The organism is Streptomyces sp. AgN23, assembly GCF_001598115.1.
GTDB lineage: Bacteria > Actinomycetota > Actinomycetes > Streptomycetales > Streptomycetaceae > Streptomyces > Streptomyces antimycoticus.
In genome coordinates this window covers 10,013,383-10,028,510 of record NZ_CP007153.1, presented here as the reverse complement: position 1 = coordinate 10,028,510, position 15,128 = coordinate 10,013,383, and the positions used below count along the sequence as shown (strand labels likewise).

Below are 15,128 nucleotides of genomic sequence, written 5' to 3'. Positions count from 1 at the left end.
GCCGTCGGCGCCGTCAGATGGGCAGCGGCTCGAAGGTCAGGGCCGCGCCCTCCAGCCAGAGATCCCCGCGCGCGTACAGCCGCTCTACCGGCTCTCCGGTCAGGCCGGGCAGGTCGGCGACGACGCGGTAACCCGCCTCGGCCTGGACGTAGGCGAGGTGACGGTACCCCTCGGGCCAGGCGAGCAGGCGCTCCCGGTCCAAGGCGGGGCGCTCGGCCGGATTGACGGGATCGAGCCGGTCCCGTTCGTAGATCGGCTGGCGGTGGCACAGCCGCCAGCCCTCACGACCGCGCATGAGGAAATCGTAGAAACGGCCGTGACAGGTGACATCGACCTCGACCCCGGTCACCCTCGCACGCTGCAGGATCGTCATCTTCGTCTGCGCGATCGCGCGCTCCCCCGCGAGGTTCACGGAACACCCGTGAAGCTGATGCCAGATGCGGACCCCCTTCTCCCACCCGCGACGGCTCGCCTCGATGAAATCGTGCGCCGAGCCCTGGAACCAGGTCGCGCTCATCGTGCCATCGTCCGACCAGAGCGTCGCGAACCGGCACCAGTCGCCCGCGTCGCGCCAGACCACCCAGTCGTTGATGAGCGCGCGGATGCTGCGCTCGTCGGCGTCCCTCTGTTCGTTGTGCTGCTGCACCAAGACCACCTCTCTATGAGATCGATGACCATCGCACCGCGCGGGCCCGCTTCCAGGCCACTGATGGATCCCACTGAGCGGACGCCGGCGCTGGTGGGCTGATCACTTGGGCCGGATCGTGGACGCCGACGATCGAAAGGAGAGCCACGTGAACCCAACGACGGTCGCGGCTTCGCCAGCAACGGATAACCTCGAACGGCAGGTTCGGGCCAGCTTCGACCGGTCCGGCAACGACCGGCTCCGCATGCTGCTGCAGTCGCTCACGGCGCACCTGCACGCCTTCCTGCGGGAGAACAACGTCACGATCGAGGAGTGGTACGCCGGGGTCGACTTCCTGACCCGCACCGGCTGGACTTGCTCGGAGACCCGACAGGAATTTGTGCTCCTCTCCGACGTCCTCGGCGCGAGCATGCTCGTCGAGGTCCTCGCAGAGGCGCGCGGCGAGGGCGGAGGAGCCACCGAGCGCACCGTGCTGGGACCGTTCCACATGACCACCTCACCCGAGCGCGAACTGGGCTCGTCAATCGCGGGCGCGGGCGGCGAGCGTCTCCTCGTCTATGGCCGCGTGAGTGACACAACCGGCGCGGCCGTCCCCTCGGCCATCATCGACGTATGGCAGGCCGACGGCGAGGGCTACTACGACGTGCAGCTCCCGGATGTGGTCCCGCCGGGCAGTGGCCGCGGACTGTTCACGACGAACAGCGCCGGCTGGTTCTACTTCGAGACCGTCGCGCCGGCGCCGTACCCGATCCCCAGCGATGGGCCCGTCGGCGAGCTGCTGGCCGCTGCCTCGCGGCCGGTGTACAGGCCGGCTCACCTCCACTTTCAGGTCTCGGCCGCAGGCTGTCGGGAGGTGACCACGCACATCTTCCTGGCGGACTCCCCACACCTCGACTCGGACGCGGTCTTCGCTGTGCGTCCGAGCCTTATCCGGCAACGACAGACCATCGACGGCGACCACGGCGACCTTGCCGACCTCGTGGTCGATCCCGGTGGCCCGCCCGTTCCGTCGATCGCCGAGGTGCTGCGGGTGGACCTGGTGCTCGCGCCGGACGCTGATGCCATGTCGTGGAGGTCCACGTGAGCACAGCGACACGCTTCATCCACCAGTCCCATGCGTCACGGATCGTCTTCGGCCGCGGACGCCGCCACGAGGCCGCGCAGGAGCTGCGGACCCTCGGCGTACGTGCTCCGCTGTGCGTGTCCTCGCCGGGATCCGCGGCAGCGGTAGCGGGTGTCGCGGCGAGCCTCGCGGACGGGGCCCTCGCCCCCGCCGCGACCTCGGACCGGGCGCGCATGCACGTGCCCGAGCACCTGGTCGACGAGCACGTGCGCACAGTCGAGGAGTCGGGTGCCGACTCGCTGGTCGCCGTCGGAGGAGGCTCAGCCATCGGTCTTGCCAAGGCGGTCGCCCTGCGCACCGGGTTGCCCATCGTGTGTCTGCCGACGACCTACTCGGGCTCGGAGATGACCGACGTCTGGGGTATCACGAAGGGAGGCGAGAAGCGCACCGGCCGGGACGCCCGGGTTGTGGCGCGCGTGGTCGTCTACGACTCCGAGCTGACCGACAGCCTTCCCCGATCGGTGAGTGGCCTCAGCGGCCTGAACGCGGTCGCACACGCGGTCGAGGCCGTCTACGCCCCTGACACCTCGCCGTTGGTGGCCGTCACCGCCGGTGAGGCGATCGCGGTGATGACCCGGGCCCTGCGCGGCCTGGACGGCGGTTGGAATGACCGTGACCGGGATGAGGCGCTGTACGCTGCCTGGCTCTGCGGCATCTGCCTGGACTCGACCACCATGGGCCTGCACCACCGGCTGTGCCACCTGCTTGGCGGCAGGTTCGACGCCCCGCACGCCGCCACCCACGCCTTGGTTCTGCCGTTCGTCCTGCGCCACCAAGAGCCCTGGCTGCCGGCCGCGCATCGCGAGCTGATGGCCCGCTCAGCCGACGGCGGGGACCTGTGTACGGAACTCCTACGCCTGGCCCGCGCCTTCGGAGCGCCATCCGGTCTGCGACAGCTTGGAGTCGGCCTTGACGACCTCGCACCGATCGCGCGGCGACTGGCCCAGGGGTCGCCCCCCGGCATCAGCCCGAACGACGAGGAGAGCCTGCTGGCCCTGCTGCGCGCGCTCCACGAGGGCAGTCTCGCGCCGCCGGTCGATTCCGTGGGTGACCGGCGAGTGCCCCGCTGAGCGGAACCGATGCGTTGGGGCACGCCGGTCCCCGACCGTTCACCGGCGACATGTCACCCGATCTCCGAAATCCCTCGGTCCCAGGAGGAGTCATGCTCAATCCACTGCTGATGCTGGACCCCAGGAAGCCCCCTCTGACACCACGGAACACACTGGACGACACGGCTCTGCTCATCCTGCGTCTTGCCGTAGGCGGACTGCTTGTCATCCATGGATTCCAAGGGCTCGGCGACCCGGCGCATCGCATAGCGCTCTCCCGCGGCTTCGGGGTCCCGTCCCCGGAGGTGGCGAGTTGGCTCAGCATCCTGGGCGAGATCGGCACCAGCCTGGCTGTCGTGGCCGGTCTGCTCACACGGCTCTCGGCAGTGCTCATGACCATCCTGATGACGACGACGTGGCTGACCTCCAGCCTGGGCAAGCCCCTCATCGGGGGCGGTGAGCCGGGGCTGACGCACGAAAACTCCCTCTTCTTCGCCACGGGGGCGCTCGTGCTCTTCATCACTGGCGCCGGCCGGCTGAGTCTCGACGCCCGGTTCGAGGCATGGGCCCGGTCTCAGACGTGAGCCACGCCGGCAGCGGACACTCCGGCCTCGGCGACGGCGGCTGCGACGTACGCCACTGCCTCCTGAAGCTGCGCCTGCAACCTGGAGAGCTACGCGGCCACCACCGCCCTCAAGGGCCGCGCCACGCAGGCCCTCTCCCCATTCAACCTCGAGCTGAAGGGCACCGAGTCCGCGGCGTCACCGTTGACGGGCACATGGTGCACTGGTCGCGGTCGGGTCAGGAGCCGCGCGTCATCCCGACAGACCCGGTGCGGAGCGCGGGGAGTTCACCGTCCGGGGCCGGGCCATGTCCTCCGTACCGAACGCGCGAAGAAGCTGGCAGCCCGGCCGTCGGCATGTTCCGCTACGGCAACTGGGCGCAGAGCATCAGTCGGCCGTCCGGAGCGCACCGGATCGCCGCGTTCGCCGACCACCCCGCGCGGAAGGCGCCCGCCACCGCCACCGTCGCCGCTCCTACCGGCTCAACGTGCTCGCCAACGGCGAGCCGGCCCCCACCCGAGGGGACGGCACCTATGGGGTGCGAGGCTTCGAGAACCGGCAGAAGCTCGCCCTCGAGCTGATGCAGATCGGTGTCGGCGCGAAACCTTCGTCGTCGCCCAGCAGGCCGCCCGGCTCGACGCACTGCGCGAAAACCACGCTGCGGCACAGTGCCAACGCCTCCTCACCCTCACCTTCCTGCAAGGTCCTCGCACTCGGGAAGCCGCAGCGGCCCGCCACAGCCTTTCCGTCCTCGAACGCTCTGCGGAGGGGCCTGGCTCGACGGCGCGCGTCCCCAGAGCGCGGCTGGAGTGGTTGAAGCGTCAGCTGGCCCCCAGGTGCCCCAGGGGCCCGTTCGCGCCGGTTCCGAAAGGGCCGGGCTGTCCGAAAGAGGGCTCACCGGGTTGCGCTCATGCTCGCCCCACCGGAACCTTCAACTCCTGAAGGCTTCGCGGCACGTTGAGGGCGAAGCATTCAACTACATGTACATATTCGGTCAGCGCGACGAGGAGTAGATGGTGCGTAGTTGGATTAAAGGGAACGCAGTGTTTGCAGGAGTCGTCACAGCGTTGATTCTCCCGCTCGGCCTGTCCGCGCCGGCCGCCGCCGGAGACCGGACACCCGGGCCGACCCCGGCCTGCGTGGCGATGTACGAGAGCTGGCGATACACCGATGCCGCCAACAACTGCGCGGACACCGTGGATGTGATGGTCGTCTACCAGGACGGCGCGACCAGCCTGTGCTCCACGCTGCCGCCGGGCGCGTCCAGCACGGTCGGGGAGGGATATCTCGGCCGGCACGGTCACCCCGACCACCTGGCGGTCTGCGAGCCGTCCTGAGTCCACTGCGCCGGATCACGGAGGCTGTTCGTCCCACCGCCGGTCGGTGCACGGCACTGTCTCCAGGTCGCCGAACCGGTCCAGGCCCTTGGCCAGAGGTGGGACCCAGCCGGTCCGACAGGGTGACGATCCTCCTGTGCGGCCGCGTCTCCTCCCTCCCTGCCACACACACCCAGGGCACCTGGTCGATGGCGTAGGTGGAGATCGCCCGGTCGTACGGCGCGCCGGAGGGCCAGCCGCCGGCCCCGTGGGCGACCACGACCGCCGCGCTTGCGGCCGACCGCCCACGATTGGCTGCCCGCAGGCACGGCGACCATGTTCAAGGCATCGCCCTCCACGCCCGGGACCCTGTTGCGCCGGCGCCGATGTCCGGTGACACGGAATGGGACCTGCCCACCGGGTCGGCCGCTCCCATCGACGAGACCATCGCCACGCGCATCGAATGGCCTGGGCGAGACTGGCCCGCGGGGGCCGCAGCCCTCCGCCCTGGTGATCGCCCTGTTGGCGGTTCCCGTCACCGTGATCGGTGTCGCCGGCCGGACCGCGCCCCGGCCGGCGACACCGCCCTCACCACACCCGCGCGACCCGCTGGCGGACGACGTAGATAATGGTGAGGAGGGCGAACCAGACCGCACCGGTGTACAGACCCACTCGTGTGTCACCCTCGAATGCCAGGCTCACCAGGACGATGACCACCATCGCGACCACGAAGATGTTCGTCCAGGGAGCGCCGGGCAACCTGAACGCCGGCAAGGGTGCGCCCTCCAGCGCCAGCCGACGGCGGAACCGCATATGGGAAATAGCGATCATGCTCCACGTCCACAGCCCGGAGGCGCTGACGACACTGGTCAGCGTGATGAAGGCATGAGCGGGCGCCAGATAGTTGAAGAGCACCCCGACGCCGACGGCGAGCGAGGTGACCGTCAGCGCCCGCCCCGGCACCTGGCGCCGTGTTGTGTGGTGGAGCGCCCGCGGCGCCGAACCCGCGGACGCCAGGCCGTAGAGCAGCCGACTGGCCGAGAACATATTCGCGTTACAGGAGGAAAGAGCCGAGGTCAGGACGACGAAGTTCATGATTCCCGCGGCGCCCGCCAGTCCCGCTTTCGAAAACACCGAAACGAACGGGCTCACGTCAGCGGTGTACCGCGTCCACGGCTGGACGACCATGAGGACGAACAGCGCTCCGATGTAGAAGACGATGATGCGCCAGATGACGTTGCCCACCGCCTTGGGGATCGTCCGCTCCGGGTGTGCCGCCTCGCCCGCTGTGATGCCGAGCATCTCCACCCCGATGAACGCGAAGACGGCGATCTGCAGGGTGAGGAAGAAGCCGTGCCCGCCGCTCGGGAAGAAGCCGCCGAATCTCCAGAGGTTGCTCAGGCTCGCACCATGGCCGAGCGCGGTCACACCGGTGACGATGATGACGGCCCCGAAAAGGATCAGTCCCACGATGGCGATGATCTTGATCAGGGCGAACCAGAACTCGGACTCCCCGAACATCCGGACCGAGATCCAGTGCACACCGAACAGCAGGACCAGGCCGATGAGCGCGGGCACCCACTGCGGAAGGTCCGGATACCAGTAGTGCATGTAGACACCGCTCGCCGTGAGCTCTGCCATCGGGCCCACGATGCACTGCAGCCAGTACGTCCAGCCGGTGACGAACCCGGCGAAAGGGCTCACATGGATACGGGCGTACTCGCTGAACGATCCGGCGTGCGGCGAATGGACGGCCATCTCCCCCAGGCCGCGCATGAGGCAGTACACGACCGCCCCCGCGAGAGCGTAGGCGATGAGCAGCGCGGGACCCGCGATGTGGATGCCCCGCCCGGAGCCGAGGAACAGCCCCACACCGATGGCCATGCCGATGGACATCATCTGCATGTGCCGCGGACTGAGTCCTCGCGCCAGCCCGGAATCGCACTCCGGCCCCGTCGACGTGTGGCGGGTGGCCGGTGCGGCCGCCGCCCCGGCCGCGGTCACGGCCGGTCGCGATCGTGACAGATCATTGTCGGGTGTACTCGGCATGGATGGTTCCGCCTTCCGAATGGATACCTAACGTATACTTGGCGTATCGGTGGCGCGTCCAGGGTTCTCACACGGGTCTGAGCATGTGAAACGGGGGTTTTACCGAGGTAGCGGACCGATGGGATGCCACGCCCACCCCCGCGCGCGGAGGCGGACGCCGGTTACCATCGGTGGCGTCTGGGCGGCCAAGGGGTACGTAACGGCCTTCCCTCCCGGGCCGACGCCGTGGACCACAGCGGAACGTCCGGATGACGCTTCACCCGTCGTTCCCGTTCGCAGGAGAGTGATGAATGCCGGAAAGCCGGAAAGCGGCGGCTGCCATGTCGAAGTCCGGGCCGACTGAGCCCAGTGCCCCGGCGGTGGAGACGAACGCCGAAATGGGCCGGACCCCTGCCTCCCCGAAAAAGGTCTCCCAGACCGGGGCCGCCGTGGAGAAGATTCGTTCCCGCATCATCGACCTGACGATCCCGCCGGGCAGCCGGATCGACGAGCCGCTGCTGCTCAAGGAGTTCCAGCTGGGCCGGACCCCGGCGCGAGAGGCCATCAACCAGCTGGCCGCGGAGGGCTTTGTGAACATCGTGCCCAACCGGGGTGGCACGTTCGTCCGCAAGCTCGACCTGGCGGAGATCGGTGAGATCGTGGTGGCTCACCAACTGGTGGAGAACAACCTCGCTCAGTTGTGCAGGCTCGACGACGAGACGCTGGCCGACGACCTGGAACGCATTCAGACGCTGTACCGCGTGGAGGTCGGCAACCGCAGGTACCTCAACATCACGGCGCTGAACGAGCAGTTCCACATGCGCATGAACCAGTGGATCGGCAACAGCTTCTTCCACGGCTTCGCCCAATCGACCCACCGCCATGTGCGTCGGCTGCTCGTCTACCTCTACACACTCGAGTCGGCACTGCCCGAGCAGCAGGACGAGCAGTTCGAGCTCAATCTCCGGCAGCATGACCGCATCATCGAAGCGGTGCGCGACAAGGACCGCGAGACGCTCACCGAGGTGCTGCCGGAGCACGCGGGCGCCACGCAGGACCGGCTGGTACGGCTACTGCAGAGCAACACGGTCACCCCATTCCCCGTCAAGCTGCGCCCTCTCGTTCTCCCGGGGGACTGAGCACACCCGGCTCATGGCCCGGCTCGCTCGGGTCCCGTTGCCGGTCGCGGCCCTGAGGCCGTATGCCCCCACAGCCCGAACGCGCCTGCTCGGACCCGAGAAAGCGCACCAGCTCCAGCAGGGGGCGGGCCCGCCGGCCTCGGCCTCGGCGGTACGTCTGGCTCAGCGACGTCGACACGACCAGCAGCTACGTCACCGCGGTCCGCGGCCCACTGCCGATCAACGGCGTCTCGGCCGGACCGACCTTCATGCCGGCCGCCTCCCTGGTGATGGGCGGGGTCGGGCCGGAGCACGCTGGACCGGCCTCCGACCTGCTCCAGACGGTCCAGCGGTTGGGCGGCGCCATCGGACTCGCCGTCATCGTCCCGGCCTACGCCGCCGGGTCCATACCCGGCCGGCCCGTCCCCGGCGCCCGCGCCATCATTCTTGCCGACCGACGCCCCACGGTCCGTACCACCGACAGGGGCTGACTGCCGTGGCCTCCGAGCAGTAAGTGCTGCCGAGGCAGGGCCTCCTGGCGCTGCTCTGATGGGAACCTCATCCCGAGCTACCAGGAAGCCCTGCCGTTATGTCCCGACTACGCATCACCGGAACGGGAATCGTGCTCGGCCGGCCAAGCCTTTCGGCCGGCAAGCGGAATGCTTCTCAGAGCAGACTCTCGGCGAACTGGCGCTCCTCCTCCGCGTCGTAGTCACGACCTAGCCAGAGAGTCCCGGCGATCGTGACCGCGCAGGCGAGAGCGCTGTATACGGCGAGGAGCAGCCACGTTCCCTGCCAGCTCAAGAGGGCCGTGAACGCCAGCGGGGCCATGGCGCCGCCGAACGTACTGCCGATCGCGAAGGCCAGCGAACTGCCGCTCGCGCGAAGACGGGGTGAGAACTGCTCGGTGATGAAGGCGCCCTGCGGTCCGTACATGAATGAATGCAGACCCAACCCGACCACGATCCCGCCGACGAGGACGACGAATGAACCGTTCAGAACGGCCGGCAGAAACACAAACGGCCAGATGGCCGCAAGTGCCGCGGCCACCGCGTACATCCGGCGGCGGTTGACGCGGTCGGACAGTGCCGCGGCGAGCGGGATGAGCACGAGTTGCGTGGCTGAGCCGATCAGTACCGCAATCAGCACTTGCTGTGACGTAAAGCCGGCTTCCTTCGTGCCGTAGACCAGGCTGAACACAACGAACAGGGCGTAAGTGACGTCCGGTCCCACCCGGGCACACGACGCGGCGATGAGGCCACGCCGCTCGGTGGAGAAGACCTCACGGACGGGAGCGGACGGGCTCTCCCCCTTGTCGCGGATGGCGCGGAACACCGGCGTCTCCTCGAGCCGGAGCCTGATCAGCAGTCCGACCCCGACCAAGACCGCAGACGTCAGGAACCCGACTCGCCAGCCCCATGAGAGGAAGGCGTCGTGTGACATCGACACCGTGAGAAGGGCCAGCATCCCGTTCGCCAGCAGATTCCCGGCCGGCGGACCGATTTGCGGCGCACAACACCAGAGCCCCCTCCGTTCCGGGGCGCCGAACTCGCTGGACAACAGCGGAGCCACGCCCAGCTCTCCGCCGACGCCCACTCCCTGCGCGAATCGCAGCGACACCAGCAGGATCGGCGCGGCGATGCCGATGGTGCCGTACGTGGGCAGCAAGCCGATGACGAACGTGGCCGCGCCGATCAACAGCAGTGTCAGGACGATGACCTGTTTGCGTCCGATGACATCACCGAGCCGCCCGAGTGCGAACGCCCCCAACGGGCGCGAGATGTAGCCGACGGCATAGGTGGAGAACGCGAACAGCTCTGCGGCTGCGGAACTGGAGTCGGGGAAGAACAGAACGGGGAAGACAAGCGCGGCCGACGCGGAGTAAATCCCGAAATCATACCATTCCAGCGCGGTGCCCGACAGGCTGGCCGCGAAGGCGTTGGCGATCTGTCGACGTTGCGGGGGTGGCGGATTCACGCCCACATCCGAGGGGCGGGGGAGCAGTTCTTCAGGCATGTTGCCTCCAGCAGAACGAGGTATACGGAACGTATATATGCCTTGAGTGTCAGGTCAAGGGCCCACATCCATCCGACCAACCCGGGCGCCGACCCCGTCACTCCCAGTAATATACGTCGCGTATATTTACGTCATCTGGGCGAAAATCAGCCATGATCGCGAAGACGGGGCACAGCACCGTAACGACGGCGCCCATCCACCCACCCACCTCATCGCCATCGAACGCCGCGCACTGAACTTCCGGCGGCCAGACACCCCGGGGTACACGGCTTGGGCTGCTCGGAGGGCACCGCACCGCGTGTCGTCGAAGACCTCGGCATCGTGGAGGGTGACGCCGTCCAGGAGGCGGCAGAACTCCTCGGAGTCGATCCGGTGCGAGCGCTCGACCGGGTGGGGCCGACGCGGCCGGTCTCGCAGGTGGGGCGTGAGCTGCGGGGATGCGGCTCGGTCCGGCCGCGCACGGCACGGTCGGGCACCGAGCCGGCGGTGTGGGACCGCGCGCTCATGGCGCAGCAGGAGCGCCGGCACCACGCAGCCTTCGACCCTCCCAGCGCACCCCTTCCGCGAACAGTTGGGGAACGGTCCATCGGCGGTTCGGCTGCGCACCGGCCGGTCCGGAGTGTGGTTGACACACCCGGGCGCCACATATACGTTAAGTATACGCCACGCCTTGGAGGGTAAATGCCAACGCCTATCACCGAGATCGAAGGCATCGTCGGACGTACGGTGCGCCGTGACATCAGTCGGCTGGTCGCGTTCGCACAGGGGAATCTGGAGCGCGCCGCCCAGTCGATAGCGGACCATCCCTCGCCGCACATCGGCATCGTGTGCGGGTTCTTCGTCCGGCACGCGGAACCGCCGTCACCTGAGACAGACGGCCTGAACGGCATGGGACAGCTCGCCGCGGGGTTCATCGAGGCCGGTATCCCCGTCACGGTGATCACCGACGCGCCGTGCGCCAAGGCGGTATGGGCCGTCACTGGTGTGCTGCCGGGAAGGGTCGCACTGGAGGTTGTATCGGTGGACTCCGACGCCGTGCGGAGCCTGCGCGGACGTCTGGAGTCGGCGGAGCAGCCGCTCACCCACCTCATCGCGATCGAGCGCTGCTCGCTGGGCGCCGATGGAAGGGCGCACCGCGAGCACGGGTGGGACATCTCGGATGACACCGCGCCGCTGGACTATCTGTTCGAGGATGACGGCTGGAGCTCGCCTTGGACCACCATCGGTATCGGTGACGGCGGCAACGAGATCGGCATGGGGCTACTGCCCCGGGAAATCGTCGAGGAGGACATTCCGAACGGTGCCCTGGTCGCCGCGCGCACCGGCGCCGACCACTTGATCGTCTCCGGTGTCGCCAACTGGGGTGCCTACGGGTTGCTCGGAGCGGTCGCGAGCTTGCGGCCCGATCTTGCCCCGTGCCTGCTCAAGCACTTCCACGCGCAGTCCGAGCACGACGTCCTCACCGCGGCGGTCACCATCGGCCAGGCCATCGACGACAGCCGTGTCGATCGGCTCGGCCAGTTGCAGATGACGATCGACAGGCTTCCACTCGACGACCACGTTGAGATCATCGAGTCCATCACGGCCGTTTTGTCACAGAGTTCCTGACCAGCCGATTCAGCCGCCCGCCAGCGGGCGGCAACCGGTGTGACATACAGAGCAGAGAAAGCAATGACAGGCACAGCACGTATTGTCCTCATCCACGCGACGCCGGTCGCCATGGCGCCCGTCCATGACGCGTTCGCAAGAGAATGGCCCGAGGCCGAGCTGACGAATCTGCTCGATGACGGGCTCACCACCGAGCGGGCACGTCAGACAGAGCTGGCTGAGGAGTTGACCGAACGTTTTGTGGATCTGGTGCGCTATGCCTACCGCACCGGCGCCGACGGCATCCTGGCGACCTGTTCGGCGTTCGGTCCGGCGATAGACCGCGCGGCGGCTCTGCTGCCCGTGCCGGTGGTCAAACCGAACGAGGCGATGTTCCGGGCGGCGCTCGCGCGCGGCACCGATGTCGGGATGCTTGCCACATTCGCACCCTCGGTCCCGACCATGGAGGACGAATTCGCCGCCGAGGCGGAACGTCTGGGATCCCCTGCGAAGCTCAGATCGATCGTCGTCGACTCCGCGATCGAGCTGCTGCGTGCGGGGGACGCAGGCTCACACAACCGGCTGGTCGCGGAGCAGGCACCAAGACTCTCCGGCTGCGACGCCATCGTCCTGGCCCATTTCTCCACCTCGCAGGCGGTGGAGCGGGTCCGCGCACGGGTGAGCGTGCCCGTCTACACCGCTCCACAGACAGCCGTCCTCGCCTTGAAGGAGGCCGTCCATGCCGCCGCGTGACCGCCGCTGTCCCCCTGCGGGCCCGTCGGCCGACGTGATCGGAAAGGGGCGCGGGCATGTTGCTCGGATGCATCGCCGATGACTTCACAGGCGGTACCGATCTCGCCTCCGCGCTGGTGGCGCAGGGGATCCGAACGGTGCAGGTCATCGGCGTCCCCGAGACCGGGGAGGAGGTTGTGCGGTCGGGCGCGGAGGCGGTCGTCATCGCGTTGAAGACCCGCACGGCGCCGGTCGCCGACGCGGTGGAACAGTCCCTCACCGCACTGCGGTGGCTGCGGGAGATCGGCTGCGAACGCTATTACTTCAAGTACTGTTCGACTTTCGACTCCACCCCGGCGGGCAACATCGGCCCGGTCGCGGACGCCTTGTTGGACGCCCTCGGCATGGATTTCACCGTCATATGCCCAGCGCTCCCGGCCAACGGCCGAACCGTCCGCGACGGCCGGCTCTTCGTGGGCGATGCGCCGTTGGACGAGACTTCCATGCGTCAGCATCCCCTGACCCCGATGGATGACGCGAACGTGGTGCGGTTGATGCGGCGGCAGACTGCCTCGCGAGTCGGTCTGGTCGGCCACGGAACCGTGGCTCAGGGGCCGGAGCGGATCCGCGCAGAGTTCGACGCGTTGCGCTCGGCGGGAATCCGATTCGCGGTCGTTGATGCCACCGACGACCACGACCTCCTCGCCATCGGCCGCGCGTGCGCCGATCTGCCGCTGGTCACGGCGAGTTCTGGGCTCGCGATCGGGCTCACGGAGACTCCCCGTGCCCGGCCACATGGTCTCACCGACGGTGATCCCCACGCCCCGGTGCCATTCGGTGGGGCACGGGCCGTCATCGCGGGCAGTTGCTCAGCGGCGACGAACGCCCAAGTCGAGGCGGCGCGCGCGGTGTACCCGACCTTCCCCGTCGACCCCTGCGCGGTTGTCCGAGGCGAGGACGTCGTCACAGCGGCACTGCGCTGGGCCCGCCCACTCCTGGCGGATGGTCCGGTCCTGCTGCACGCGACGCAACCGGCGCGGAATGTCACAGCGGCGAAGTCACGGCTTCCGGACGACACCGCCTCACGGATCGAGGACACCCTCGCCTCGATCGCTCGGGGCCTCGTCGACATGGGGGTCGGCCGGTTGATCGTCGCCGGCGGGGAGACCTCGGGTGCGGTCGTCGGGTCACTTGGCGTTACGGGGCTGGTCATAGGGCCCGAGATCAGTCCAGGAGTCCCGTGGACGTGGACGCTTGGCACTCCTCGGCCACTCGCGCTCGCGCTGAAGTCGGGGAATTTCGGCTCGCGCGACTTCTTCCTCGACGCCTGGGAGCGGCTGCCATGAACCTGATCACGAAAGGGCACGAATCTCAGCTACGGGAACGGCTCACCACGCTGGGCGCATCCTTGTTCGCCCGCGGACTGACCACCGGGACCAGCGGCAACCTCAGTGTGCGGGTGTGTGACGGATGGCTGATGACGCCCACCAACGCGAGTCTGGGCACTCTTGATCCGGATCGGCTGTCAAAGCTGGACGAGAACGGGCGCCACGTCGGCGGAGACCGCCCGACCAAGGAGAGCCTCCTGCATCTGGCGCTGTACAGGCAGCGACGGGACGCCGGTGGCATCGTTCACCTGCACTCGACCTACGCGGCGGCGGTGTCCTGCATGGAGGGGCTCGATCCGGTCGAGTGTGTTCCGCCGCTCACCGCCTATTTCGCCATGAGGATCGGCCGACTGCCCCTCGTCCCCTACTACCGGCCCGGTGACCCGGCGCTGGCCACCGCGATCTACGACCTCGCCGCCCATTACCACGCGATCCTGCTTGCCAACCACGGGCCGATCGTCAGCGGCGCGACTCTTGAATCCGCGGCGGCGGCGATCGAAGAGCTGGAGGAGACGGCGAAGCTCTTCCTGCTCCTGCGCGGAATACCGACTCGCGCTCTCAGCGACCAAGAGGTCTCACAACTCGACCGTGGTCGCTGACCTCACCTCCTCGTAGGCGGCTTCCTGGGCGCGCCTACCGCACCGCATGGCCGACTGCCATACCCGACAACAGTTCCTGAGAGGACAGCGATGAGTGATATCGAGCTCCAGCACCGTATGGTGTGGGCGGACGACCTCCGGTTTCACATCGTGGAGGCCGGTGAAGGACCCACGATCGTACTGGTCGCCGGTTTCCCGCAAAGCTCCTACGCGTGGCGGCGCCTGATGCCGCTGCTCGCGGACCGTTTCCATGTGATCGCCGTCGACCTCCCTGGACAGGGGGACTCCGATAAGCCGGTGGACGGCTACGACACCCTGACGACCGGCAAGCGGCTGCGCTCGCTGCTGAAGGTCCTCGGTGAGGACCGGTACGTGCTGGTCGGGCACGACATCGGCGCCTGGGTGGGGTACGCCTACGCCCATCAGTTCGCCGCCGACCTGCGAGGAGTGGTGCTCCTCGACGGCAACATCCCGGGTGTCACGCTACGGCCGACGATCACGCTCGGCCCGGACAACTGGCGGAACTGGCACTTCCTGTTCAACCCGATCCCCGACCTGCCCGAGGCACTGCTCCAGGGGCGCGAGCGCATCCTCATCGAATGGTTCTTCAGCCGTAAGACCGCCAACTGGCGAACCACTTTCAGCAACGCCGACATCGACGAGTACGAGCGCGTGTACCAGACCCCGGGCGGACTACGGGGCATGCTCGGCTACTACCGCGCGGTCCTGGAGGACATCGAGCAGAACACCCCGCTGATGCGGCGGAAGATCGACGTCCCGGTGCTCGCCCTCGGCGGTGAGGTCGGTTCCGCGCCGGATCTCTACGAGAGCATGCGGCCACTGGCCCAAAACGTGCGCGGCGGCGTCATTGCCGGCAGCGGTCACTACATCCCGGAGGAAGAACCCGAAGCGCTCGCACGGGAAATCTCCGGCTTTGTCAATGATCTCAAGGCTTAGGGAGTA

General features: G+C 68.1%; 14 protein-coding genes. 11 read left to right on the top strand and 3 right to left on the bottom strand.

Annotated features, from left to right (window positions below):
• Positions 1–13: 13 nt before the first annotated feature.
• The gene (locus tag AS97_RS42720) at positions 14–646 is read right to left on the bottom strand and encodes a nuclear transport factor 2 family protein (protein WP_059147427.1); all 633 of its coding nucleotides are present in this window, start codon (positions 644–646) and stop codon (positions 14–16) included.
• Positions 647–794: 148 nt separating this feature from the next.
• On the opposite strand from AS97_RS42720, the gene AS97_RS42715 reads away from it, so the two are divergent.
• The 4 genes from AS97_RS42715 (at position 795) to AS97_RS42700 (ending at position 4,718) form a co-directional block, all read left to right on the top strand.
• A complete protein-coding gene (locus tag AS97_RS42715) occupies positions 795–1,730 on the top strand; it encodes a dioxygenase (RefSeq protein WP_247204674.1) in 936 nt (311 codons plus the stop codon).
• A complete protein-coding gene (locus AS97_RS42710) occupies positions 1,727–2,839 on the top strand; it encodes a maleylacetate reductase (RefSeq protein WP_161500462.1) in 1,113 nt (370 codons plus the stop codon). Before AS97_RS42715 ends, AS97_RS42710 begins: the two co-directional genes overlap by 4 nt.
• 92 nt (positions 2,840–2,931) lie before the next feature.
• Positions 2,932–3,402, top strand: coding sequence for a DoxX family protein (locus AS97_RS42705; protein WP_185929657.1), 471 nt, complete (start codon positions 2,932–2,934; stop codon positions 3,400–3,402).
• Between the two features lie 1,046 nt (positions 3,403–4,448).
• The gene (locus tag AS97_RS42700) at positions 4,449–4,718 is read left to right on the top strand and encodes an alpha-amylase (protein WP_185929658.1); all 270 of its coding nucleotides are present in this window, start codon (positions 4,449–4,451) and stop codon (positions 4,716–4,718) included.
• Between the two features lie 567 nt (positions 4,719–5,285).
• On the opposite strand, the gene AS97_RS42695 is transcribed toward AS97_RS42700, so the two are convergent.
• A complete protein-coding gene (locus AS97_RS42695) occupies positions 5,286–6,602 on the bottom strand; it encodes an amino acid permease (RefSeq protein WP_197049218.1) in 1,317 nt (438 codons plus the stop codon).
• 521 nt (positions 6,603–7,123) lie between these two features.
• On the opposite strand from AS97_RS42695, the gene AS97_RS42690 reads away from it, so the two are divergent.
• The gene (locus tag AS97_RS42690) at positions 7,124–7,864 is read left to right on the top strand and encodes a GntR family transcriptional regulator (protein WP_210566791.1); all 741 of its coding nucleotides are present in this window, start codon (positions 7,124–7,126) and stop codon (positions 7,862–7,864) included.
• A gap of 62 nt (positions 7,865–7,926) precedes the next feature.
• On the top strand, positions 7,927–8,334 hold the full coding sequence (locus tag AS97_RS42685; RefSeq protein WP_125755458.1) for a hypothetical protein: 408 nt from the start codon (positions 7,927–7,929) through the stop codon (positions 8,332–8,334).
• Between the two features lie 175 nt (positions 8,335–8,509).
• Here the strand turns inward: AS97_RS42685 and AS97_RS42680 are convergent, their stop codons facing one another.
• Entirely contained in the window at positions 8,510–9,859 is a 1,350-nt protein-coding gene (locus AS97_RS42680) for an MFS transporter (protein ID WP_059147395.1), read from the bottom strand.
• Positions 9,860–10,540: 681 nt separating this feature from the next.
• Here AS97_RS42680 and AS97_RS42675 point away from each other — a divergent pair.
• The 5 genes from AS97_RS42675 (at position 10,541) to AS97_RS42655 (ending at position 15,122) form a co-directional block, all read left to right on the top strand.
• On the top strand, positions 10,541–11,467 hold the full coding sequence (locus AS97_RS42675) for a glutamate cyclase domain-containing protein (RefSeq protein WP_059147394.1): 927 nt from the start codon (positions 10,541–10,543) through the stop codon (positions 11,465–11,467).
• 63 nt (positions 11,468–11,530) lie between these two features.
• The gene (locus AS97_RS42670) at positions 11,531–12,199 is read left to right on the top strand and encodes an aspartate/glutamate racemase family protein (protein WP_059147393.1); all 669 of its coding nucleotides are present in this window, start codon (positions 11,531–11,533) and stop codon (positions 12,197–12,199) included.
• 56 nt (positions 12,200–12,255) lie between these two features.
• A complete protein-coding gene (gene otnK, locus AS97_RS42665; protein ID WP_125755462.1) occupies positions 12,256–13,524 on the top strand; it encodes a 3-oxo-tetronate kinase in 1,269 nt (422 codons plus the stop codon).
• Positions 13,521–14,165 (top strand): 3-oxo-tetronate 4-phosphate decarboxylase, encoded by a 645-nt coding sequence (gene otnC, locus AS97_RS42660; RefSeq protein WP_125755464.1) that lies wholly within the window; start codon positions 13,521–13,523, stop codon positions 14,163–14,165. Before otnK ends, otnC begins: the two co-directional genes overlap by 4 nt.
• Positions 14,166–14,255: 90 nt before the next feature.
• The gene (locus AS97_RS42655) at positions 14,256–15,122 is read left to right on the top strand and encodes an alpha/beta fold hydrolase (protein WP_059147390.1); all 867 of its coding nucleotides are present in this window, start codon (positions 14,256–14,258) and stop codon (positions 15,120–15,122) included.
• The last annotated feature ends 6 nt before the right edge of the window (positions 15,123–15,128 follow it).